Here is a 21289-nt window from a genome sequence, read left to right as displayed (position 1 = left end):
GCCATGTTCCTGTCCGATTTCAGTATCAAACGGCCGGTCGCGACGATCGTGCTGATCCTGGCGATGATGTGCCTCGGTTTGCTGGCGATCAAGAAACTGCGCGTCAACCAAAACCCGGACGTGGAAATTCCGGCCATCGTCATCAGCATCCCCTATCCGGGCGCCTCGCCCGAGACGGTCGAGCGCGAAATCATCAACCGGCTTGAAAAGTCGCTGCAAAGCATCAGCGGCGTGGCCAACGTCAACGCCGAGGCGCGCGAGGGCTCGGCCACCTTCGAAATCGAGTTCAGTTTCAAGAAGAATTTGATCGAGGCGTCCGACGACGTGCGCAACGCCATCGCGGCGGTGCGCTACAAGCTGCCCATCGAGATGCGCGAGCCTATCTTGCAGCGCATCGACCCGTCGGCCCAGCCGGTGCTGCAACTGGCGCTGTCGTCGTCGAGCCAGAGCCACGCGGAGATTTCGCGCTTCGCCGAGGACGTGCTGGCCGACAAGTTCCGCGCCGTCGACGGCGTCTCGGTCGTCACCATCAGCGGCGCGCTGAAGCGCGAGTTGAGCGTGCTGCTGCGCGCCGACAAGCTGCGCGAATACAACGTCTCGGTCGGCGACGTGGTGTCGGCGCTGCGCAACCAGAACACCAACGCGCCGGTTGGCAAGGTGCGCGGCGAACTCGACGAGAAGAGCATCCGCCTGGTCGGGCGCATCGAGTCGCCGGCCGAGTTCGAGCAGGTCGTCGTCAAGCGCCGCGGCGAGGAAATCGTCCGCCTGGCCCAGGTGGCGACGATCCAGGACGGCTTCGCCGAAATGAGCGGCGTGAGCATCCGCAGCGGCAAGCCCAACGTCGGCATCTCGATCACCCGCACCCGCGAGGCCAGCGCCGTCAGCGTCGCCAAGCGCGCCGGCGAGTTGGCCGACGAGATCCGCAAGACGCTGCCCAAGGGCACCGCCATCGACGTCACGCGCGACGGCGGCAAGGACGCCCAGCGCAGCCTGAACAATGTGATCGAGTCGCTGGTGTTCGGCGCCGTGCTGACCATTTTCGTCGTCTACGCCTTCCTCAATTCCTGGCGCTCGACGCTGATCACGGCGCTCAGCCTGCCGACGTCGGTGATCGCCGCCTTCATCGCGGTGTGGTTGTGCGGTTTCACGCTGAACTTCATGACCCTGCTCGGGCTGTCGCTGGCGATCGGCGTGCTGATCGACGACGCCATCGTGGTGCGCGAAAACATCGTGCGGCACATGCAGATGGGCTCGGACCGCCGCAAGGCCGCGCTCGAGGGCACCGCCGAGATCGGCATGGCGGTGGCCGCCACGACCTTCTCGATCATCGCCGTGTTCATTCCAGTGGCCTTCATGCCGGGCGTCTCGGGCGAATGGTTCCGTCCGTTCGCGCTGACGGTGACGTGCTCGGTGCTGGTCAGCCTGGCCATTTCATTCACGCTCGACCCGATGCTGTCGGCCTACTGGGGCGACCCGGCCGACCACCACACGGCGCCGAAAACCGGTCTGAGCAAGGTCCTCGCCAACTTCAACGACTGGTTCGACCGCCAGGCCGACCGCTACGGCAACGTGATCGCCTGGGCGCTGCACCACCGCCGCTGGATGGCGCTGATCGCCGTGACCACGTTCGCCGGCGCCATTGCGATGCAGGCCACCGTCGGCGGCTCCAGCTTCCTGCCCGCCTCGGACCAGGGTTTCCTGATGATCGACGTGCGCACGCCGGCGTCGAGCAGCCTGGAGTACGCGCGCCTGAAGATGGAGAAGGCCGCCGAACTGGCGCGCACGCTGCCGGAAACCAAGGACACCAACAGCCGCATCAGCGCCAGCGGCGGCACCATCTACGTCGACATCGGCAGGCGCCAGACGCGCGAGCGCAGCGCCAAGGTGGTGGCGGTCGCGTTGCGCGAGAAGATGGGCCGGCTGGTCGGCGCCGAATACGTCGTGCTCGACGACTTGAACGGCGGCGCGCGCAAGCCGATCCAGGTCGAGTTCACCGGCCCCGATTCGCGCAAGCTGATCGAAATCACCGCCGCCTACATGGAGAAGCTGCGCCTGGTGCCGGGCGCGGTCGACGTCGGCCTGTCCGAGCAGGACGCGAAAAACGAGTTGCAGATCGAACTCGACCGCGGCCTGGCCAATTCAATGGGCATCTCCGTCAGCGACGCCGCGCAGTCGCTGCGGGTAGCCTTCGCCGGCGTCGAGGTGGGCGACTGGGTCGACCCGACCGGCGAGTCGCGCGACGTGGCGGTGCGGCTGCACCCGGACGACCGCACCAGCGCCGAGAACATCGAGCGCCTGCCGATCGCCGTCACCGGCACCAACCAGATGGTGCCGCTGGACCAGATCGCCACGATCACGATGGGCAAGGGGCCGTCGTCGATCGAGCACAAGAACGGCAAGCGCACCTTGACGGTATCGGCCAACGCCCAGGGGCGCTCGAACGGCGAGGTCACCAGCGACGCGATGAAGCTGGCCGAGGCGATCGAGTTCCCGCCCGGCTACGGCCTGGCGCTGGGCGGCGCCGGCCAGGACCAGAAGGAATTGTTCACCGAGATGTTCATCGCGCTGGTGATGGGGATCGGCCTGATGTACCTGATCCTGGTGATGCAGTTCGGCTCGTTTACGGCGCCGGTGGCGGTGATGCTGTCGCTGCCGCTGAGCCTGATCGGCGTGGTGCTGGCGCTCAAGCTGACCAACAACACACTCAATTTGATGAGCTTTATCGGCATCATCATGTTGATGGGACTGGTCGCGAAAAACGCCATCCTGCTGCTTGACGCGGCGCGCCGGCGCGAGGCCGAGGGCTACGGCCGCGAGGACGCGCTGATGCACGCCGGGCGCATGCGCCTGCGGCCCATCCTGATGACGACGTTTGCGCTGATCGCCGGCATGTTCCCGGTCGCGCTGGGCCTGGGCGAGGGCGGCGAGTTTTACCGGCCGCTGGCGATCGCCATCATCGGCGGCACGATCACCTCGACCATCCTCACCTTGCTGGTGGTGCCGACCTTTTACGACAGCATCGAGATCACGCGCGACCGCGCGCTGGCCAAGTTCCACGGCCGCGCCGCGCGCTTGCCGGTGCTGCTGGCCTTTTTCCTCACGCTGGGCGAGGCGCTGCTGGCGCTGCTGTTCGTGCGCCTGGTGTACCGCTTGCTGGTGAAGGGCGCGCGCCTCGTCTCGGGCCGCGGCAAGGCGGTGGCGGCGCGCTGACGCGTTTGCCGGCGGCGGCCATGCCGCACGAAAAAAGAGCCTTCGACGAAGGCTCTTTTTTTTGGTGCGCCCAGCATGGGCGCATTCCTGCGGGTGCAAGTGCCGCCGCGAGCTGAGCACAGTGGGGAATGCCGTTCACTTAACGTGTCGTAGGTCGGATTAGCGCAGCGTAATCCGACCATGTTGGCCGAAGCGCGTCGCGCTGCTCTGGGCCAACGTTGTCGGGTTACGCCGTTCCGGGAGCAGCTAATTTTAGCTGCCCCCCCCCCCCCATTTCCGATCCCGCGACGCGGCGCGGACCTTAGCCGCCGCTCGGTGGCGTCGTGGTGCCGGTGCCGGTAGTGCCAGACTTCGAGGAACCGCTGGTGCCGCTGGTGCCCGAGGAGCCGCTGGTGCCGTGCGTGGTGCCAGGCGTGGTGGTACCGCTACCGGGCATGGTGCTGCCCGGCGTGGTGGCGCTGTCGGGCGGAGTGACGCCCGGTGTCGTGGTGGTGCCCGGCGTGGTGGTGGCGGGCGGCGTGGTCGTGTCCGGCGTGGGGGTGGTGCTTGGGGTGGCGCCAGGGCTGGTGCCGGTGGCGCCGCTGGTGCCGCTGCTGCCCGAGGTGGTGCCGGTGCCGCTGGTGCCGGCGGCGCCGGTCTGGTCGGTCGGCGTCTTGCGGCAGCCGCCCAGCATGGCGCTCAGCAGTGCCGCGGTCAGGATGATTCTGGAGGTTTTCGACAGTGCAATCATGATCGTTCCTTTCTTTAAGTGGGTAACTGTTAGGTTTGCCAGTCGGGTAAAAGTTCAACCTGTGCGCGACGCCGCTACCTCAGGGCGGCAGTTCCTCCAGCTCGTTGTCGTCGTCGATCTCCCGCACTCCGGGGATGCCGATGGCCTCTTCGTACCAGCTCTGCACCATCAGCAGGTGGCCGCGTTCCTCGTCGAGGGCGACGGTGAATTCGCCGACCATGTCGTACTGTTCCTGCTCCTCGGCCAGCGCGATCAGCGACTCCCAGCCGGCCTGGTCGGCCAGTTCGGCCGTCAGCAGCGCGTGCAGCGACTGCGCGATGGTGGTGCGCGGATCGTTGAGCACTTGCACCAGCCCCATCGATTCGACGCCGACCAGGTCGGCGCTGGGGGTTTGCGACGTGGCGTCGCCGCCCAGCGCCTCGATGGCCCGCGCCACCGTCAGGAAGTGGCGCGCCTCGTCGTCGCGGATTTCCTGCAGGTCGTCGATGCTCATGCTCAGGGTGCCGTCGAGCATTGCCTCGCATTTGGTGATGAGGGCGTCGTACAGGCGCGCGCCGGTGCGCTCGAAGGCCAGCCGCTCGCCCAGCTTGTCGAGCAGGATGTGCGGGCTGTCGCCCTTGAGCGCGGCGACGCCGGCCTTGGCCACGCCCTTCAGCGTGGCCGGCAGCGGCACCGAGCCGAGCAGGTCGGCGTTGACGATGTAGTCGTTGCGCAGGTTGGCGATGCCGGAGTCGTCGAAAAAAGCGTCCGGCCCGGCGCCGCCGACGTCCTGCATGGCGCGGCTGTCGAGCGGCGACATCTGGATGCCGGTGCGGTTCATACCGAGTTGTTCTGTCTGTGTCATCGTGGTGGTCCTCGCAATGTGCCCGCGCGCCGTCAGTCGACGGCAATCACGGTGCGGTTCAATTCCGTGCCCGGCACCCAGGCGTAGCCGGCGGCCACCGACTCGCTGGGCGAACCGTCGCGGTTCATCTGGTCGCGGTAGGCGCGCGACTGCGCGCTTTCCTGCGGCTTGTCGACGAAGCGGCTGCCGTTGGCGCGCAGGTCGACCTCCTGCGCCAACACCTGGCGCACGAATTCGCGGTGGCTCTTGAGGGCGATCGGCTCGGGCAGCGCCGGCGGCAGCAATTCGCTCGGGTCGCGTTTTTCGATCTGTTTGAACAGCTCGCTGACCATGTGGAAATGGCCCAGCTCGTAGTCGAGGAAGCGCTCCCAGATCGCCTTCACGTGGTGGTTGGTTTCCTGCTGCACGCAGCTGTAGTAGTTGTAGACCTCGTTGGCCTCGTGCAGCAGCCACTGCTCCATCCAGGTTTCGGACGGGTCCAGCAGCGACTCGTACTGCGTCACGTGCTGCTCCTCGATCGAGGCGATCTCGGCGTACAGCTGGCGCGCCACCGGGTCCGAAAACAGCGGCCCGACGTTCATGTAGTAGTCGTGGGTCTGGAACTCCGCGCCGGTGATGGTGAGCGCGTGCATTTTGGTCAGCGGCAGCGCGGTGGCGCGGTCGTACGGGTCGCGCAGGTCGTCTTGCGGGGCGCGGTGCTCGAGCATGGTCGGGCGGCCGGGCAGGATGTCGGTGTAGCTTTGCAGGATGTTGTTGGCGTCCTTGCCTTCGAGCCGGTCCAGCAGCGCCGAATAGCGGTACAGGTGGTCGAAGTCTTCCAGCATGCCGAAGCGGTATACCTGCGCCAGGTAGGGGTCCGGTTCGCGCTGGGCCACGGCGGCGGTCACCTCGATCGCCACCTGCTCGTAGGCGATGGTGGTTTCCAGCGGCGAGTGGTCCGAGCCCAGCAGCCAGTTGACGGTGGTGGCCTGGTGCTGTTCGGCGCGGCGGATTTGCGCCAGCGGCAGGCGCAGGTCGGCGTTCATGCGCGCGGCCATGTGCTGGAAGCGGATCGCTTCGGTTTCGACGCCGTTCATGAGGATGACGCGCACGCGCGTGAAGGCGTCGTCGTCGAGTTTGCTGATCGGATTTTGCACCAGCTCGCGCCAGGTGAAGCGCTGCCGGTCCAGCGCGCAACCTTTTGAGTCGTATAAATTGAAAGCCATATCGCCCCTCCTTCCTTGGTGTGCGGCGCGCGGACGGCGGGCCGCAGCCATCAGCCGACGTTCGAGCGCATCCCGATGGCAAAAATTAGACTGGCCGGCGCGCCCGTGGTTCGGACGTGTTGACGGAATCGGGGCGCGAGGGGGACTTCTGGGAACGGGGTTTGATGTGCGCCAAACGGACGCCAAGGAGGGGGTTGCGGCCGTGCCGTTGGCGTAAAAAGCCAAGGGCACGGCGGTGCCGCCTACGCGGCCAGTTCGGCCTCGTCCAGGTTGAGTTCGGCGTCGCTGTTGAAGAGCGCCATGTCGGTCTGGCCCAGCACCCGGCTGGTCAGCGTGCCGGCGGTGATCGAGCCGCTGACGTTGAGGGCGGTGCGGCCCATGTCGATCAGCGGTTCGATCGAGATCAACAGGCCGGCCAGCGCCACCGGCAGGTCCATCGCCGACAGCACGATCAGCGCGGCGAAGGTGGCGCCGCCGCCGACGCCGGCCACGCCGACCGAGCCGATCATGACGATCGCCAGCAGCGGCAGGATGAAGGCGGCGGTGAACGGGTCGACGCCGACGGTGGGGGCGATCATCACCGCCAGCATGGCCGGGTAGATGCCGGCGCAGCCGTTCTGGCCGATAGTCGAGCCGAACGAGGCGGCGAAGTTGGCGATGCCCTCCGGCGTGCCCAGGCGCCGGGTCTGGGTCTGCACGCTCATCGGGATCGAGCCGGCGCTGGTGCGCGAGGTGAACGCGAAGGCCAGCACCGGGAAGATCTTGCGCAGGTAGCGCAGCGGGTTCAGGCCGACGCCGGCGATGATGGCCAGGTGCACGCCGAACATCAGGATCAGCGCGCTGTACGAGGCCAGCACGAAGCTGATCAGGTTGAGGATGTCGGCGTAGCTGGAGCTCGACACCACCTGCGCCATCAGCGCGAACACGCCGTACGGGGTCAGGCGCAGCACCAGCGTGACCATGCGCATGACGATGGCGTGGGCGACCTTGACGCATTGCTCGAACGAGGCGAACAGCGCCGGTTTTTTGGCGGCGATGCCGGTGGCGGCGACGCCGACGAAGAGCGCGAAGATGACCACGGCGATGGTGGAGGTCTTGCGCGCGCCGGTCAGGTCGAGGAAGGGGTTGGACGGGATGAAGCTGATTAGCATGCTCGGCAGCGAGATCGCCTTGGCCGTCGCCAGCGAACCCTGCAGGTATTCGCCGCGCGCCGCCTCGGCGGCGCTGGCGGTCAGGCCGACCGCGCTCAGGCCGAACAGCTTGGCCATCAGGATGCCGATGGCGGCCGCCACCAGCGTGGTGAGCATCAGCGTGCCGATGGTCAGGGCGCTGATCTTGCCGAGCGAGTTGGCGTCCTTGAGCTTGATGACGGCGGCGACGATCGACACCATGATCAAGGGCATGATGATCATCTGCAGCAGCTTGACATAGCCGGTGCCGACGATGTCGAGGTAGTCGTTGGTGCCTGCCACTACCGGCGCGCCGGCGCCGTAGATCAGTTGCAGCGCGGCGCCGAGGACGATGCCCAGGCCCAGGCCGGTGAATACGCGCACGGTGAACGAGGCGTGCCGGCTTTGCAACTGGAACAGGACGGCGCAGGCGGCCAACGCCACGGCCAGGTTGATGAGTATGTGAATTGCCATTGATTGCCCTCGTGTTGGTTTTCTTAGGGAGACGGGTGCCCGCGCGCGCTGGCGCCGACACCATGTTATACAAGTTTGCCGGGCGCCACAGCGGCGGCCGGTTTGGCACTGTACAGGATTGCCGCGCCGGCGTCGCCGGCCTAGCCGCGAATATTCAATTATATTGATATAAGGATAATGATTCAGCGGAACGGGCGCGGCTGACGGCCAAACTCCCAGTGGCTGCGAAAGCGAAATAAGCGACGATGTCGTCTTGCCAGGCAAGTTGTCGCGTGCGCGCCGTTGCCCATCGGTTCAAGCTACAATCGCCGTTTCGCGCAACAGTTACATCCTCTTTGGAAAATCCTATGTCCGTGTTAGTAAGGAATAATGTTCGTATCGAGGGTAACGGGGCCGCTACCATGGTGTTCGCACATGGATTCGGCTGCGATCAGACCATGTGGCGTTTTCTGACCCCCGCCTTCGGTGAACGTTTTCGTACCATTTCGTTTGATCTGGTTGGCAGCGGCGGGTCCGACCTCGGGGCCTATGACCGGATGAAATACGGTACGCTGCACGGTTATGCCGATGACTTGCTCGAGATCCTCGAAGAGTGCGCGACCGGACCCGTGGTGTTTGTCGGCCATTCCGTCAGTAACATGATCGGACTGCTTGCGACGATCAAGGCGCCGGAACGGTTTCTCGCGCAAGTGATGGTTGGGCCCTCTCCATGCTATATCAACCATGGCGATTACGCCGGCGGATTCAGTCGCGGGGATATTGATGAACTCCTTGGTACCCTTGAATCGAACTATCTTGGCTGGTCTGGCAGTATGGCCCCTGTGATCATGGGCGTGCCTGAGCAGCCTGCGCTGCGCGAGGAATTGACGGACAGTTTTTGCCGCAACGATCCTGAGATCGCCAAGCACTTCGCCCGCGTGACTTTCCTCTCCGACCATCGTGCCGATGTGCCTAAATCGGAGGTTCCGGCGCTTATCCTTCAATGCAGCGACGACCTGATCGCGCCACGCGCCGTTGGTGACTACCTGCATTGTCATTTGCCGAACAGCACTCTGCACGTCATCGAGAACGTCGGTCATTGTCCACACATGAGCGCGCCCACCGAGAGCTCAAGGGTCATCGAGAGCTTCCTCGCGCATACTTTGCGCTGACCCTGATGAGCGAGGCACTGCCATCGGGCGACTTTCTGTTTGAGCACGCGGCTTGCGCACTATTGCTGGCCGATTCTAACGGCCTGATTTTGAGGGCCAATGCCAGTGCATGTCGCTGGCTCGGTTACGAAGAAAACGAGCTGGCCGGCAAACTGCGCATGCTAGACCTGCTGCCCGTCGGCGCGCGCTTGTTCTACCATACGCACTGTCTTCCGATACTCCAGGTGAAAGGGTCGGTGGGCGAGATTCAAGTCGACTTACGTAACCGCTTGGGCGAGCGCGTGCCGATGCTGATTAACATCATGCGTTCGCAGCACGAGGATCGCGTGTTGGATCAGTGGGCGCTGTTCATCGCATCGGATCGCCGGGAATATGAGCGAGAACTGCTCGTTGCGCGTAAGACTGCGGAAGCGGCGCTGGAGGCGCGCCAGGAAGCGGAAGTGCTGCTGCAGGCGGTCAACGCGCAGCTATCCGCGACTGACCGCCGCAAGGACGAGTTCCTGGCAACGCTTTCGCACGAGCTTCGCAATCCCCTTGCGCCAATGCGTAGCGCGCTCGACGTCCTGAAGATGAAGTTCCACGGCGTGGCCGACGACCGGATACTGTCGGTATTCGATCGCCAGCTGCGCCATTTGACCCGGCTGATCGACGATTTGATGGAGGTGTCGCGCATCTCCCAGGGCCGTATGCAGCTGCAGCGGGAGCCGGTCGAGCTGACTGCGCTGTTGCGCAGCGCCGCGCAGGATGTCGCCACGCTGATGCAGGCGGCCCGGCATACGCTGACACTCTCGCTCCCCGCGCATCCTGTCGTTGTCGACGGGGATGCTACCCGCCTGGTCCAGATTGTCCTGAATCTACTCACCAATGCTGCGAAATACACGCCCGACGGCGGCTTGATCAAGCTGACGCTGGAGCGCGACCAAGAGCATGTCGTAGTGCGGGTGCGCGACAATGGCATCGGCATCCCGAACGACGCGCTGGCGAGTGTGTTCGATATGTTCTCCCAACTTGAACCGGCCCTGGAGCGGGCCAAGGGTGGATTGGGCATCGGCTTGGCGCTGGTACGGGGACTTGTCGAACTTCACGGCGGCACGATTTGTGCCAGCAGCGCGGGGCAAGGTAGAGGAAGCGAATTCACCTTGCAGTTGCCGTTAAGCTCAGACGCGGTAAGCCGCCACGTCGCCGCGGAAAAAATCGAGTTGCAGCAAGCTAACCTGCGCGTCATGGTCGTTGACGACAATAAGGATGCCGCTGAAACAATAACGATGGCACTGGAGTTGTTCGGTTGTAAGGTAAGGGCGGCCCATACCGCCGAAGCAGCGCTCGACATGGTCGCCGACTTCAAGCCCCAGGTCGCTTTGCTCGATATCGGACTTCCTGATATAAACGGCTATGAACTGGCTAGGCGCTTGCGCACCACGGCCGAAGGCTCATCTATGACCTTGATCGCTTCGACCGGGTGGGGACAGGAAAAAGATCGTCAGCTTGCATTCGATGCCGGTTTCAATCACCACCTCACCAAGCCCGTCGATTTTGAGCGTTTGCGCTTATTGTTGGTTTCCGATTTTCGGTAGAGCCTCGGTAATACTGATTTGCGCGGGCCAGTGCGTGTGATTGCACGCATCGACCGAGGTGGAATATACCGGCGACCCGAGAGGGGCCGGAAAGCAAAAAGCCCACGAACCGAAATTCGTGGGCTTCCTGGTGCATCTTGGTAGGCCGTGCGGGATTCGAACCTGCGACCAACGGATTAAAAGTCCGCTGCTCTACCAGCTGAGCTAACGACCCAAGGTAAAACGGTAACGCCTGGAAGAGAAAAGGGCCGCACGCAGAGCATGCAACCCTTGTTCTTTTCAACTTATTCGTGGTAGGCCGTGCGGGATTCGAACCTGCGACCAACGGATTAAAAGTCCGCTGCTCTACCAGCTGAGCTAACGACCCGAAAAAGATAAAACAACAACAGTAAAACGTCGCACTAAAAAAAGCTTACAAACCGAAGTCTGCAACCAGCTTCTTTTGGCACTGTATTCGTGGTAGGCCGTGCGGGATTCGAACCTGCGACCAACGGATTAAAAGTCCGCTGCTCTACCAGCTGAGCTAACGACCCGAAGAAGAAAGATTATAGGGGCAGGGCGCGATCCTGTCAAATGCCCCGCAGCATTTTTTGTATGCCACTACCCCGTGATTACTTTTTCGGCAGGCGTTCCTTGGCCGTTTGCGCCGCGCTTGAGTCGGGGTATTGCGCCACCAGCGCGTCCAGGGTTTTCTTGGCGTTGGCCTTGTCTTTCAGCTCGGCGTAGCAGCTGGCCATGTTGAGCATGGCGTCGGCCGCCTTTGGGCTGTCCGGGTAGGCCTTGACGACCACCTGCTGCGCCGCGATCGCGCTCTTGCAGTCGCGCAGCGCGTAATGGGAGTTGCCCAGCCAGTATTGTGCGTTGGCGGCGTAGCCCGACTCCGGGTAGCGCTTGACGAAGCCGTCCAGCGCCGCGGCGGCGGCCTTGTAGTCGCCGGCCTTGAACAGCAGCAGGGCGGCGTCGTAGGACGCTTGCTCGGACGGTTGCACCGCCGCGTCCTTGCCGTCGATGCTGATCTGCCGCGGTTCGAGCTTGCGCAGGCGCGCGTCGAGGTCGACGTAAAAATCCTTCTGGCGCTTTTGGGCGTTCGACAACTCGTTGGCCAGCACTTCGATTTGCCCGCGCAGCCGGGCGATTTCCTGCATGGTCTGCTCGTGCTGGTTGATCAGCTCAAGCGTGCTGGTCTTGTCGGACTTGCCGTCGATGCGCCCGTTCAGCTCGCGCGTGACGGCGTCGACCTTGGCGCGCAGGTCGAGGATCGCCTTGCGCGCCTCGGCGTCGTCAAGCAGGCCGGCGCCGGCCTGCAGCGGCAGGTAGGCAAACGCGGCCATTACGGCCGCGGCCAGGCCGGCTTTGGAGAATGTCATCATGGTTCGGTGTGCTTTCATAAGCGGTTGTGCAAACGGGGCGGGGCGCGGTGTTGACCGCGCGCCGCCCCGTTATTATGCCCGTGGCCGGGTCGCCTGCCGATTAATAAACGATGTCCGCGCGGCGGTTTTCAGCCCACGCCGCTTCGTTGCTGCCGGACGCCTTCGGTTTTTCCTTGCCCAGCGAGACCGCTTCCATCTGGCTGTCCGGCACGCCCAGCGCGCCCAGCGACTTGCGCACCGCTTCGGCGCGTTTCTGGCCCAGCGCCAGGTTGTATTCGGCGCCGCCGCGGTCATCCGTGTTGCCTTGGATCAGAATCTTGCGGGTCTTGTTCTTGTTCAGGTACTGCGAATGGTTCGACACCACCGCTTGTTCGGCTTCGCGCACGATGTAGCTGTCGAAGTCGAAGTACACGCTGCGCTTGGCCAGCACGCCTTGCGGGTCGTTCAGCGGGTCGGTCGAGGCGGTGTTGACCGGCTCGACGGCGCGCGTGTCGGCGCCCTGGTTCGACTGGGCCGGCTCGGCCGAACGTTCGACGACTTTCGCCGGCTCGCTCAGTTTGACGGGGGTGCTGCAAGCGGACAAGGCTGCCGCCGCGGCGACGATCAGGGCCAAACTTTTATAGCTACTCATGGAATTCTCCTGTTAGTGGTAAAAAACTACTTCATGAAAGGACCCCAGGTGGGCTCCTTGATAGTGCCCGCTTGCGTGGACAGGCGTTGCTTGACCTTGCCGTCGACCGACACCACGGCCAGCGACTTGCGTCCGCCGGCCGCAGTGGCGTACATGATGTACTTGCCGTTGGGCGAAAAACTCGGCGACTCGTCGCTGCCGCTGTCGGACAGCCGCGTTTCCTGGCCGCTGGCCAGGTCGAGCGCGTACAGCTGGAAGCCGTCGCGGCGCGAGATGTAGGCCAGCGTCTTGCCGTCGGAGGCGATGCGCGGGCTGATGTTGTAGTTGCCGCCGAAGGTGACGCGCTTGGCCTCGCCGCCGTCCACGCCCATGCGGTAGATTTGCGGGCCGCCGCTGCGGTCGCTGGTGAAGTAGATGCTGGCGCCGTCGGCCGAGAACTGCGGCTCGGTGTCGATGCCGTTGCTGTTGGACAGGCGGCGCAGGCCGCTGCCGTCGGCGTTGACGATGTAGACCTGGGTATGGCCGTCGCGCGACAGCGCCACCGCCAGGCGGCTGCCGTCCGGGCTCCATGACGGCGCAGAGTTGCTGCCTTTTTCGTTGGCGACGACGGTGCGCGCGCGCGTGACCAGGTTTTGCACGTAGACCACCGGTTTTTTCTTCTCGAACGAGACGTAGGCGACCTTGGTGCCGTCCGGCGCCCACGACGGCGAAATGATCGGTTCGTTCGAGCGCAGCGCCACCTGGATGCCCTCGCCGTCGGCGTCGGCCACTTCCAGGCGGTATTCGCGTCCGCTCTGGGTGACGTAGGCGATGCGGGTGGCGAAGGCGCCGCGCGCGCCGGTCAGTTTCAGGTAGATGTCGTCGGCGATCTTGTGCGCCGACAGGCGCGTGAACTGCGGCGCGGCGGCCAGGCCGAGCGCCGACAACTGGCCCGACTTGATCGTGTCGAGCAATTTGTAGCGCACGTCGAAGCGCCCGTCGGCCAGGCGCTGCACGCTGCCGACCACCAGCGCGTCGGCGCCTTTGGCCTTCCACTGCGCGTAGTTGATCTCGCTGGTCTCGGACAGGGTGGCGCCGGCGTCGATGACCTTGAAGGCGCCGCTGCGTTCGAGGTCGGCCTTGATGATGGCCGACATCTGCGCCGGGGCGACCGACTCGTCGGCGAAGGCGGCGATGGCGATCGGAATCTGGTTGCTGCCGACGCCGGAGATTTCGACCTTCAGCTGGGCGTGGGCGGCGCCGGCGCCGACCAGCAGGCCGCTGCAGACGATCCAGTAGTGGAATTTTTTCATGGTAGTCATCAAGGCAAGTCTTTCATATTGAATCCTGCGTCAACCTCACGCTCGACCGTGCCGTCCTTCTTCTTCGGCAGGGGCGACGATTTGGTAATGGCGTTCTCCACCGCGCTGTCGTACGCGGGGATGCCGCTGCTTTTGACCTTGCGCACCGAGATAATTTCCCCGGTCGGCAGCTGGTCGATCTTGAACACGGCGCGCGGGTTGCCCGGCACGTCGGTGTTGCCACTGTAGGCGATGTTGCTCTTGATCTTGGCCGTGATCGCCGCCGCGTAGCCGCTGTCGCTGCGCGGCGCGGTCGACTTGGCGGCCGTGCCGCTGGTGCCGGCGCCGACGGCGCCGGTGATGCGGCTCATCTCGAGGTTGCGCACGGCGTCGGCGGCCTTCTGCTCGGCGGCGGCGCGCTTGCTCTTGGCCAGCTTGTCGGCCAGCTTCTTGTCGGCCGCTTCTTTTTGCTCGGCCGCGTCCTGCTCGGCCAGCGCCTTCTCCTTGGCGATGTTCTTTTCCTTGGCCAGCTTGGCGGCTTTCTCGGCTTTCTCGGCCTTTTCGGCCTTTTCGGCTTTATCGGCCTTGGCGATTTTTTCGGCCTTCTCGGCGGCTTTTTCGGCCTTCTCCTGCTCGTCGAGCTTGCGCTGCTCCTTCAGCTTGGCCAGTTCGGCCAGCTTGTCCTTCTCGGCCTTGCGCTTTTCCTTGCGCTTTTCCAGCGCGATGTCGGGCGCCTGCGGCACCGGCGGCGCCTCCACCGGCGGCGGCGCGACCTTGGGCGCCGGCCGCGGCGGCGGCGCCGGTTCCGGCCGCGCCCGCGGCGGAGGCGGCGGGGGCGGCTCGGGCGCCGGCGCCGGCGGCGCGGCGGCCTGGGTGCGCACGTCCCACACCTCGGCCTCGACGGCGACGGGCTCGGTGTTTTGCCAGCTCACGCCGATCCACAGGAAGAACAGCAGGCCGGCGTGCACGCCCACCGCCAGGGCCAGCGCGGGCCAGCGGCGCTTGTCGCGCGGCACCCGGTAGGGCGCCTCGTCTGCGTGGGCGGGGTTCATGTTCTGCACGGTGTCGTCTTTACTTGGTGGCCAGGCCGACCCGGTTGATGCCGATTTTCTTCGCTTCGGAAATCAGCTGGATCACGTCGTCGTACTTGCTTTCCTTGTCGCCGGCTATCATCACCGGAAATTCGGGGTGCGCGGCGTGCAGCAGGCGCAGCTTGCGCATCAGCGCGGCGCGGTTGGGCGCCGTCTCCGGCGTCTGCTGCGCCTTGCCCTGGATGCCGATCGACAGCGCGCCGTCCGGTTTCAGCACCACCTGGATGTAGTCGTCGGGCGGGCGCGCCGACTTCTCGGCGTTGGGCAGGTTCACCACGCTCGGGTTGTTCGACGAGGGCATGACCATGAAAATGATCAGCAGCACCAGCATCACGTCGATGTAGGGTACGACGTTGATCTCGGACTTGAACTTGCGGCCGCGGCCGCCGCGCATATTGCTGGAAAAAGATGCCATCTGCTCGCCCCCGGCTTAGCGCGACTGGCGCTGCAAGATGTTGGAGAATTCCTCGACGAAGCTCTCGAAGCGGATCGCCAGACGGTCGATGTCGTGGGCGAAGCGGTTGTAGGCGACGACGGCGGGAATGGCGGCGAACAGGCCGATGGCGGTGGCGATCAGCGCCTCGGCGATGCCGGGCGCGACCGCCGCCAGGGTGGCTTGCTGGACGTTGGCCAGGCCGCGGAAGGCGTTCATGATGCCCCAGACGGTACCGAGCAGGCCGATGTAGGGTGACACCGAGCCGACCGAGGCCAGGAAGGCCAGGTGCGATTCGAGCACGTCCATTTCGCGCTGGAAGGCGGCGCGCATGGCCCGGCGGGCGCCGTCGAGCACGGCGCCGACGTCGAGCGCCTCGCGGCTGGCGTAGGACGCCTTGCCCTTGATGAATTCGCCCATGCCGGCGTCGAAGATGCGCGCCAGCGCGCCGCTTTCGCTGCGGTTGCCGCTGGCGCTCTGGTGCAGCGCGTGCAGGTTGCCGCCGGCCCAGAAGCTGCGTTCGAACTCGACCGTCTGGCGGCGCGCCGCGCGCACCGCGAAGACCTTGCGGAAGATGTAGGTCCAGCTGGTCAGCGAAATGCCGAGCAGCAAGGCCATGATCAGCTGCACGATCAGGTGGGCGTTCGAGATCAGCGCGAGGAAGGACAGGTCTTGTGTTGCGTTCATTGGCGGGCTTCGGTTGGGTGGGTTCGTAGGGGCGGGCGGCGCGGGCCGGCGTCGCTCAGGTGGCCAGCATTTTGGCCGCCACGGCGGCCGGCACCGCGCGCGGGCGCAGCGCCGCGTCGACGCAGCCGACCTTGACGCGGGCGGTGTTGAGCAGGCGCTCGCCGCACCAGGCTTGCTGGACGAACACGATGGAGGCGCGCCCGAGTTTTTCTATGGCCAGCGTCAATTGTAGTACGTCATCGAGTTTAGCCGGCGCGTGATAGTCGGCGCTGACGCTTTTGACGACGAACATGGCGTCTTCCCGCTGCAGCAGGTCGTGCTGGCCGACGTCGATGGCGCGCAGCCATTCGGTGCGGGCGCGCTCGAAAAATTTCAGGTAGTTTGCGTAATACACAATACCACCGGCGTCCGTGTCTTCGTAATAGACGCGCACACTCCAGTTGAAGGTTGCGGGCATAGTTAATTTGTTATCATTAATGAGAGTGAGCAACATACTACGCGATTTGCGCCAGGCGTGGCGCGGTCGAGCGCCCAGCCGCGCCGTCCCGCGGCGGCGGCGGACGGCGCGCCCACAAGCTCGGCCACAGTAAAGCCGAGCCGTGGCGAAACGCCAAGCGCTGTAACAAACGCTTACGTTTCGATCATCAAAGTTGCACAAGTAAAACTTTGCGACGGTCCCGGCGGCGCCTTATTGGCGTTTGATCGAGAACGGCGAAAAGCCCTGGCAGGTCGGCATCAGCTCGATGTTGTTGACGTTGATGTGCGGCGGCAGGGTGGCGATCCAGTAGGCGGTGTCGGCGATGTCCTGCGCCGTCAACGGCGCGGTGCCTTCGTAGATCTTGGCGGCGGCGGCGTCGTCGCCCTTCATGCGCACGTTGGAAAACTCGGTGCCGCCGCACAGGCCGGGCGCGATGGTGGTGGCGCGCACGCCGCTGCCGGCCAGGTCGGCGCGCAGGTTCAGCGTGAACTGCTCGACGAAGGCCTTGGTGGCGCCGTAGACGTTGCCGCCCGGGTAGGGATAGTGGCCGGCGATCGAGCCGAGGTTGATGACCAGGCCGGCGCCGCGCGCCACCATCGCCGGCAGCACTGCCCGCGTCATCGCCACCAGGCCGGTGCAGTTGGTGGCGATCATGGTTTCCCAGTCCTCCAGCGCGGCCTCGTGGGCCGGGCCGGTGCCCAGCGCCAGGCCGGCGTTGTTGATCAGCACGTCGATTTGGCGCCAGTCGGGCGGCAACGCCGCCAGCGCCGCGTGGATGGCCTGCTTGTCGCCGACGTCGAGCACCAGCGGCAGGGCGGCGCCGCCCAGCTCGTCGGCCAGCGCCTGCAGGCGGTCGGCGCGGCGGCCACTGATAACGACCCGGTGGCCGCCCTTGACGAAGGTGCGCGCCATGGCGGCGCCGAAACCGGCGCTGGCGCCGGTGATGAAGACGATCATGATGATTCCTTAATGGAAGATAAAGTGGGTGGGCTGGCAAAATTGTAGCCGAAACCGCGCCGCCGCCGGCGGCGCCGCCGCGGCGCGCCCGCCTGTTGCAAGCTTTGCAGCGGTTTCCTTGCCCAAATCAAGCACTTACCTTACAATTTGGCTTCCATTACGTCTCACGTGACTGGCGAAAAGTCGGCACGATGGCCCCCGGGGGCCATCGCTGCATCGGCGAAAGGTGGGCATCCACCGGGAAACGTGAGATTTCATCCGCCGTTCGCCTGGGCAGCCCACGATGGCATTGCACGAAGAGGCTGCCTTTCCGTTAACACGGCTTCCCTCATTCGATCCAACATTGGCAGTACAGTCACTCTTATCGATTGGAGTTTTTACATGTTCGCAAAAGATCACAACCTCGCCAACGTCGACCCTGAATTGTGGGCCGTCATCCAGAAGGAAAACACCCGCCAGCACGACCATATCGAGTTGATCGCGTCGGAGAACTACACGTCGCCGGCCGTGATGGAGGCGCAAGGCTCCCAGCTGACGAACAAGTACGCCGAAGGGTATCCGGGCAAGCGCTATTACGGCGGTTGCGAATTCGTCGACGTCGCCGAGCAACTGGCGATCGACCGCGTCAAAAAACTCTTCGGCGCCGAATGCGCCAACGTGCAGCCGAACTCCGGCTCGCAGGCCAACCAGGGCGTGTTCTTCGCCATGTTGAAGCCGGGCGACCTGATCATGGGCATGTCGCTGGCCGAAGGCGGCCACCTGACCCACGGCATGCCGCTGAACATGTCCGGCAAGTGGTTCGACGTCGTCTCCTACGGCCTGACCGCCGAAGAGGACATCGACTACGAGGCGATGGAGCGCCTGGCGCACGAACGCAAGCCCAAGCTGATCATCGCCGGCGCCTCGGCGTTTTCGAAAAAAATCGACTTCGAGCGCTTCGCCAAGGTGGCCAAGGACGTCGGCGCGTATTTCATGGTCGACATGGCGCATTACGCCGGTCTGATCGCCGCCGGCCTGTACCCGAACCCGGTGCCGCACGCCGACTTCGTCACCTCGACCACGCATAAATCGCTGCGCGGCCCGCGCGGCGGCATCATCCTGATGAAGGCCGAGCACGAGAAAGCCATCAATTCGGCGATTTTCCCCGGCATCCAGGGTGGCCCGCTGATGCACGTGATCGCCGCCAAGGCGGTGGCGTTCAAGGAGGCGCTGAGCCCGGAATTCGTTGCCTACCAGACCCAAGTGGTGAAAAACGCCGACGCCCTGGCCAAGGCGCTGATCGCGCGCGGCCTGCGCATCGTTTCCGGCGGGACCGAATCGCACGTGATGCTGGTTGACCTGCGCGCCAAGAACCTGACCGGCAAGGAAGCCGAGGCGATTCTGGGCAGCGCCCACATCACCTGCAACAAGAACGGCATCCCGAACGATCCGCAAAAACCGTTCGTCACCTCGGGCATCCGCCTGGGCAGCCCGGCCATGACCACGCGCGGCTTCAACGAAGCCGACGCGACCCAGGTCGGCCACCTGATCGCCGACGTGCTCGACAATCCGCACGACGCCGCCACCATCGAGCGCGTCAAAGCGGCCGTCAAAGTGTTGGCCGACGCCCATCCGGTCTATGCCTGATCGTGCGGCAAGCTAGTTGTAGTTAGTATCAGTATCGCGGGCGCGCGCCATTCAACCGGCGCGCGCCCGTGTTCCATCTGTTGAAACAAGTTTCCTCACGCGTCATCTGCCTCCATGAAATGTCCCTTCTGTCATCACGACGAGACCCAGGTTCTCGATACGCGCGTATCGGAGGAGGGCGACGCGATCCGCCGGCGCCGCCGTTGCGCCAAGTGCGACAAGCGCTTTACCACCTACGAGCGGATTGAACTTGTGATGCCCGTCGTGGTCAAAAAAAATGGCAGCCGGACGGAATACGCCGCAGCCAAACTGCGCGGCAGCCTGATGCTGGCCTTGCGCAAACGCCCAGTCGCGGCAGCCGCCGTCGACACCGCGATCGCGTCGATCGAAGAGAAGTTGCTCACCAGCGGACAGCGCGAAGTCGATTCCGGCTATATCGGCGAACTGGTGATGCAGGAATTGAAGGCGCTCGACAAGATCGCCTATATCCGTTTTGCGTCGGTGTACAAGAACTTCGAGGACCTGGCCGAGTTTCAGCAAGCCATCGCCGAAGTCGGCCACGAACGCAAGCCGCGCAAGTCCTGAGGCTGGCGCGGGCGCCGCAGCGCCGCGCCTCCGTTGCCACCCCGTCGCAATCATTCCCGCCACCAATTTATTCTTTTTTGCAATCCTGTTCGTCAATCGTCCCCCAGTCATTTCCCGTTGATGGCCGCGTTTGTGCGCGGCGCTTGCGTATTGTCACGCCCCCGGCCGGGTGCGCTGCTAACGTGTAATTGCGCACCCGGCGGCGGTGCGGCCCTTTCAGCGAGGCGGAGGCAGCCATGCAAGCAGGCAAGAGCGCGGGCTTTACGATGATCGAAGTGCTGGTCGCGGTGTTGGTGCTGGCGCTTGGCGTGGTCGGCGGCAGCGCCATGCAACTAAGCGCGTTGCGTACCCGGCACCAGTCGGCGTTGCTGTCGAACGCGCTGCAACTGGGCGCCGGCATGACCGAGCGAATGCGCGCCAACGCCGTGCTGATGCGCCAGCCCGACGCCGAGAACCCCTATCTGAACCTGCGCTACGACGTGCTGGCCGAAGGCGCGCCGGCGGCGCCGGCGCACTGGTGCTTTGCGGCGCAGCCGTGCAGCGGCGCGCAATTGGCCGCCGCCGACATCTACGAGCTGAAGCGGCAAATACGCCTGGCGCTGCCCGGCGGCCGGCTGGTGATTTGCCGCGACGCGCGCCGCTGGAACGCCGCGCGCGAGGGCGCCAGCTGGGACTGCGACGGCGCCGCCGGGGCGCCCGTCGTCATCAAGCTCGGCTGGCGCGGCAAACATCCCGACGGCCGGCCGCTGCAGCGCGACGCCGGCCGGGAGGCGCCGGCCGTCGCGCTGGTACTGGCGGGAACGGCGCCATGAGCCGGCGCGGCGCGGCGGCGCCGACGCGGGCGCGCGGCTTTGGCGTGGTTGAACTGCTGGTGGCGTTGGCGCTGGGCGCGTTGCTGGCGTTGACCGCCAGCGTCGTGTTGCTGGCCTCCAGCGCCAGTTACCTGAACCAGGTCGAGGCGGCGCGCCTGAACGACAGCGCCCGCTACGCGCTCGACATCATCGGCCGGGCGGTGCGCCAGACCATCTTCGCCAACGGCGTCGGCGCCGGTGCCGGCGTCGACGCGCCGGCCGGCGCCCGCCCCGCGGACAGCGCCAGCGTCGGCGGCCTCGACGCGCGCAGCGTCAGCCGCGGCAGCGACGGCATCGAGGCGCCGCTGGCCGGCGCCGTCAACGGCAGCGACGTGCTGTCGCTGCGCTATTTCGGCGCCGGCTCGGGCAGCGGCGGCGATGGCTCGGTGATCAATTGCGCCGGCTTCGGCGTCGGCGCGGCCGATTCCGAGGCCGAGCGCGGCTGGAGCATTTTCTATGTCGCCACCGACGCCGGCGGCGAGGCCGAGTTGCGCTGTAAATACCGCGGCGAAAGCAGCTGGGGCGCCGACGCCATCGTGCGCGGCGTCGACACCTTCCAGGTCCTGTACGGGATCGACACCGACGAGCCGGCCGACGGCGCGGTCAACCAGTACGTCAACGCCAGCACAATCGACGCCCTGGACGCGGCGCTGGTGCTGGACGGCGCCGACGCCGCCGCCAAGGAACGCGACAAGAACGCCCGGACCCACTGGAAGCGCGTGGTCAGCATCCAGATTGCGTTGCTGCTGCACGGCGCGCGCGGTTCCGCGCCGCGGACCGGGACGGCGCAATTCGACTTGTTTGGCAAGGCCTACGCGGACGCCTACGGCGGCGCCGACGCCGGCGTGCGCATCGACGAGGCGCGCCTGCCGCCGGCGCAGCGCGGCCGGGCGCGGCGCGTCCTGGTGACGACGATCACGCTGCGCAACCGGCCGGCCTAGGC

19 protein-coding genes, 3 tRNA genes and 1 riboswitch are annotated in these 21289 nt (G+C 65.2%); of the genes, 7 read left to right on the top strand and 15 right to left on the bottom strand.

Annotated features, from left to right (window positions below; all coding sequences use genetic code 11):
* The first annotated feature begins 3 nt into the window (after nt 1–3).
* Complete coding sequence (locus JANGC3_RS0112245; protein WP_017876780.1) at nt 4–3210, top strand: efflux RND transporter permease subunit; 3207 nt, start codon at nt 4–6, stop codon at nt 3208–3210.
* A gap of 301 nt (nt 3211–3511) precedes the next feature.
* Here JANGC3_RS0112245 and JANGC3_RS0112240 read toward each other — a convergent pair whose 3' ends face one another.
* The 4 genes from JANGC3_RS0112240 to JANGC3_RS0112225 all read right to left on the bottom strand — a co-directional run bounded on the left by JANGC3_RS0112240 (nt 3512) and on the right by JANGC3_RS0112225 (nt 7632).
* Nucleotides 3512–3940 (bottom strand): hypothetical protein, encoded by a 429-nt coding sequence (locus JANGC3_RS0112240; RefSeq protein WP_017876779.1) that lies wholly within the window; start codon nt 3938–3940, stop codon nt 3512–3514.
* A gap of 79 nt (nt 3941–4019) precedes the next feature.
* Complete coding sequence (locus JANGC3_RS29185; protein WP_035787657.1) at nt 4020–4784, bottom strand: ferritin-like domain-containing protein; 765 nt, start codon at nt 4782–4784, stop codon at nt 4020–4022.
* Between the two features lie 32 nt (nt 4785–4816).
* Nucleotides 4817–5989, bottom strand: coding sequence for a hypothetical protein (locus JANGC3_RS0112230; protein ID WP_017876777.1), 1173 nt, complete (start codon nt 5987–5989; stop codon nt 4817–4819).
* 242 nt (nt 5990–6231) lie between these two features.
* Nucleotides 6232–7632, bottom strand: coding sequence for an L-cystine transporter (locus tag JANGC3_RS0112225; protein WP_026132896.1), 1401 nt, complete (start codon nt 7630–7632; stop codon nt 6232–6234).
* Nucleotides 7633–7979: 347 nt separating this feature from the next.
* On the opposite strand from JANGC3_RS0112225, the gene JANGC3_RS0112215 reads away from it, so the two are divergent.
* Complete coding sequence (locus JANGC3_RS0112215; protein ID WP_026132895.1) at nt 7980–8783, top strand: alpha/beta fold hydrolase; 804 nt, start codon at nt 7980–7982, stop codon at nt 8781–8783.
* Between the two features lie 5 nt (nt 8784–8788).
* A complete protein-coding gene (locus JANGC3_RS0112210) occupies nt 8789–10357 on the top strand; it encodes a hybrid sensor histidine kinase/response regulator (RefSeq protein WP_017876774.1) in 1569 nt (522 codons plus the stop codon).
* Between the two features lie 138 nt (nt 10358–10495).
* On the opposite strand, the gene JANGC3_RS0112205 is transcribed toward JANGC3_RS0112210, so the two are convergent.
* From JANGC3_RS0112205 to JANGC3_RS0112155, 11 genes are all read right to left on the bottom strand, one after another.
* Nucleotides 10496–10571: transfer RNA gene (locus JANGC3_RS0112205), tRNA-Lys, on the bottom strand.
* 77 nt (nt 10572–10648) lie between these two features.
* Nucleotides 10649–10724 (bottom strand) — tRNA-Lys (locus JANGC3_RS0112200).
* 90 nt (nt 10725–10814) lie between these two features.
* Nucleotides 10815–10890: transfer RNA gene (locus tag JANGC3_RS0112195), tRNA-Lys, on the bottom strand.
* Nucleotides 10891–10968: 78 nt separating this feature from the next.
* The gene (gene ybgF, locus JANGC3_RS0112190) at nt 10969–11727 is read right to left on the bottom strand and encodes a tol-pal system protein YbgF (RefSeq protein WP_017876773.1); all 759 of its coding nucleotides are present in this window, start codon (nt 11725–11727) and stop codon (nt 10969–10971) included.
* Nucleotides 11728–11827: 100 nt separating this feature from the next.
* Nucleotides 11828–12358 carry a peptidoglycan-associated lipoprotein Pal gene (gene pal / locus JANGC3_RS0112185; RefSeq protein ID WP_017876772.1) on the bottom strand — a complete coding sequence of 177 codons (531 nt, stop codon included), beginning with the start codon at nt 12356–12358 and terminating at the stop codon, nt 11828–11830.
* A 26-nt stretch (nt 12359–12384) separates the two neighbouring features.
* On the bottom strand, nt 12385–13659 hold the full coding sequence (tolB, locus tag JANGC3_RS0112180; protein ID WP_017876771.1) for a Tol-Pal system beta propeller repeat protein TolB: 1275 nt from the start codon (nt 13657–13659) through the stop codon (nt 12385–12387).
* Nucleotides 13659–14690, bottom strand: a complete 1032-nt coding sequence (gene tolA, locus JANGC3_RS0112175) for a cell envelope integrity protein TolA (RefSeq protein ID WP_026132894.1) — start codon at nt 14688–14690, stop codon at nt 13659–13661. The genes tolB and tolA overlap by 1 nt, the downstream gene beginning before the upstream one ends.
* A gap of 19 nt (nt 14691–14709) precedes the next feature.
* Nucleotides 14710–15123 (bottom strand): ExbD/TolR family protein, encoded by a 414-nt coding sequence (locus tag JANGC3_RS0112170; protein ID WP_017876769.1) that lies wholly within the window; start codon nt 15121–15123, stop codon nt 14710–14712.
* Nucleotides 15124–15159: 36 nt separating this feature from the next.
* The gene (tolQ, locus tag JANGC3_RS0112165) at nt 15160–15849 is read right to left on the bottom strand and encodes a protein TolQ (protein ID WP_017876768.1); all 690 of its coding nucleotides are present in this window, start codon (nt 15847–15849) and stop codon (nt 15160–15162) included.
* A 55-nt stretch (nt 15850–15904) separates the two neighbouring features.
* Nucleotides 15905–16306: a tol-pal system-associated acyl-CoA thioesterase gene (ybgC, locus tag JANGC3_RS0112160; RefSeq protein ID WP_051068289.1), complete on the bottom strand. Its 402-nt coding sequence runs from the start codon at nt 16304–16306 to the stop codon at nt 15905–15907.
* Nucleotides 16307–16537: 231 nt separating this feature from the next.
* On the bottom strand, nt 16538–17284 hold the full coding sequence (locus JANGC3_RS0112155) for an SDR family oxidoreductase (protein WP_017876766.1): 747 nt from the start codon (nt 17282–17284) through the stop codon (nt 16538–16540).
* Nucleotides 17285–17442: 158 nt separating this feature from the next.
* Nucleotides 17443–17566, top strand: a riboswitch (ZMP/ZTP riboswitch).
* Nucleotides 17567–17665: 99 nt separating this feature from the next.
* Here JANGC3_RS0112155 and glyA point away from each other — a divergent pair.
* The 4 genes from glyA to JANGC3_RS0112135 all read left to right on the top strand — a co-directional run bounded on the left by glyA (nt 17666) and on the right by JANGC3_RS0112135 (nt 21287).
* Nucleotides 17666–18910: a serine hydroxymethyltransferase gene (gene glyA / locus JANGC3_RS0112150; protein WP_017876765.1), complete on the top strand. Its 1245-nt coding sequence runs from the start codon at nt 17666–17668 to the stop codon at nt 18908–18910.
* 114 nt (nt 18911–19024) lie between these two features.
* Nucleotides 19025–19495: a transcriptional regulator NrdR gene (gene nrdR, locus JANGC3_RS0112145; protein ID WP_026132892.1), complete on the top strand. Its 471-nt coding sequence runs from the start codon at nt 19025–19027 to the stop codon at nt 19493–19495.
* Nucleotides 19496–19731: 236 nt separating this feature from the next.
* On the top strand, nt 19732–20307 hold the full coding sequence (gene pilV, locus JANGC3_RS0112140) for a type IV pilus modification protein PilV (RefSeq protein WP_035787655.1): 576 nt from the start codon (nt 19732–19734) through the stop codon (nt 20305–20307).
* On the top strand, nt 20304–21287 hold the full coding sequence (locus JANGC3_RS0112135; RefSeq protein WP_017876762.1) for a PilW family protein: 984 nt from the start codon (nt 20304–20306) through the stop codon (nt 21285–21287). Before pilV ends, JANGC3_RS0112135 begins: the two co-directional genes overlap by 4 nt.
* Nucleotides 21288–21289: the final 2 nt, after the last annotated feature.

The organism is Janthinobacterium sp. CG3 (assembly GCF_000344615.1).
In the GTDB taxonomy this organism is placed as follows: domain Bacteria; phylum Pseudomonadota; class Gammaproteobacteria; order Burkholderiales; family Burkholderiaceae_D; genus Janthinobacterium.
The sequence above is the reverse complement of the archived record's forward strand: the minus strand, read 5'-3'. Positions and strand labels throughout refer to the sequence as shown.

Coding starts and splice junctions, on each gene's coding strand:
- JANGC3_RS0112225 (WP_026132896.1), bottom strand. CDS start 7,632: ATGGCAATTCACATACTCATCAACCTGGCCGTGGCGTTGGCCGCCTGC.
- JANGC3_RS0112215 (WP_026132895.1), top strand. CDS start 7,980: ATGTCCGTGTTAGTAAGGAATAATGTTCGTATCGAGGGTAACGGGGCC.
- JANGC3_RS0112240 (WP_017876779.1), bottom strand. CDS start 3,940: ATGATTGCACTGTCGAAAACCTCCAGAATCATCCTGACCGCGGCACTG.
- ybgF (WP_017876773.1), bottom strand. CDS start 11,727: ATGATGACATTCTCCAAAGCCGGCCTGGCCGCGGCCGTAATGGCCGCG.
- tolB (WP_017876771.1), bottom strand. CDS start 13,659: ATGACTACCATGAAAAAATTCCACTACTGGATCGTCTGCAGCGGCCTG.
- JANGC3_RS0112155 (WP_017876766.1), bottom strand. CDS start 17,284: ATGATCGTCTTCATCACCGGCGCCAGCGCCGGTTTCGGCGCCGCCATG.
- JANGC3_RS0112230 (WP_017876777.1), bottom strand. CDS start 5,989: ATGGCTTTCAATTTATACGACTCAAAAGGTTGCGCGCTGGACCGGCAG.
- JANGC3_RS29185 (WP_035787657.1), bottom strand. CDS start 4,784: ATGACACAGACAGAACAACTCGGTATGAACCGCACCGGCATCCAGATG.
- tolA (WP_026132894.1), bottom strand. CDS start 14,690: ATGAACCCCGCCCACGCAGACGAGGCGCCCTACCGGGTGCCGCGCGAC.
- pal (WP_017876772.1), bottom strand. CDS start 12,358: ATGAGTAGCTATAAAAGTTTGGCCCTGATCGTCGCCGCGGCGGCAGCC.
- tolQ (WP_017876768.1), bottom strand. CDS start 15,849: ATGAACGCAACACAAGACCTGTCCTTCCTCGCGCTGATCTCGAACGCC.
- JANGC3_RS0112210 (WP_017876774.1), top strand. CDS start 8,789: ATGAGCGAGGCACTGCCATCGGGCGACTTTCTGTTTGAGCACGCGGCT.
- JANGC3_RS0112135 (WP_017876762.1), top strand. CDS start 20,304: ATGAGCCGGCGCGGCGCGGCGGCGCCGACGCGGGCGCGCGGCTTTGGC.
- pilV (WP_035787655.1), top strand. CDS start 19,732: ATGCAAGCAGGCAAGAGCGCGGGCTTTACGATGATCGAAGTGCTGGTC.
- glyA (WP_017876765.1), top strand. CDS start 17,666: ATGTTCGCAAAAGATCACAACCTCGCCAACGTCGACCCTGAATTGTGG.
- ybgC (WP_051068289.1), bottom strand. CDS start 16,306: ATGCCCGCAACCTTCAACTGGAGTGTGCGCGTCTATTACGAAGACACG.
- nrdR (WP_026132892.1), top strand. CDS start 19,025: ATGAAATGTCCCTTCTGTCATCACGACGAGACCCAGGTTCTCGATACG.
- JANGC3_RS0112245 (WP_017876780.1), top strand. CDS start 4: ATGTTCCTGTCCGATTTCAGTATCAAACGGCCGGTCGCGACGATCGTG.
- JANGC3_RS0112170 (WP_017876769.1), bottom strand. CDS start 15,123: ATGCGCGGCGGCCGCGGCCGCAAGTTCAAGTCCGAGATCAACGTCGTA.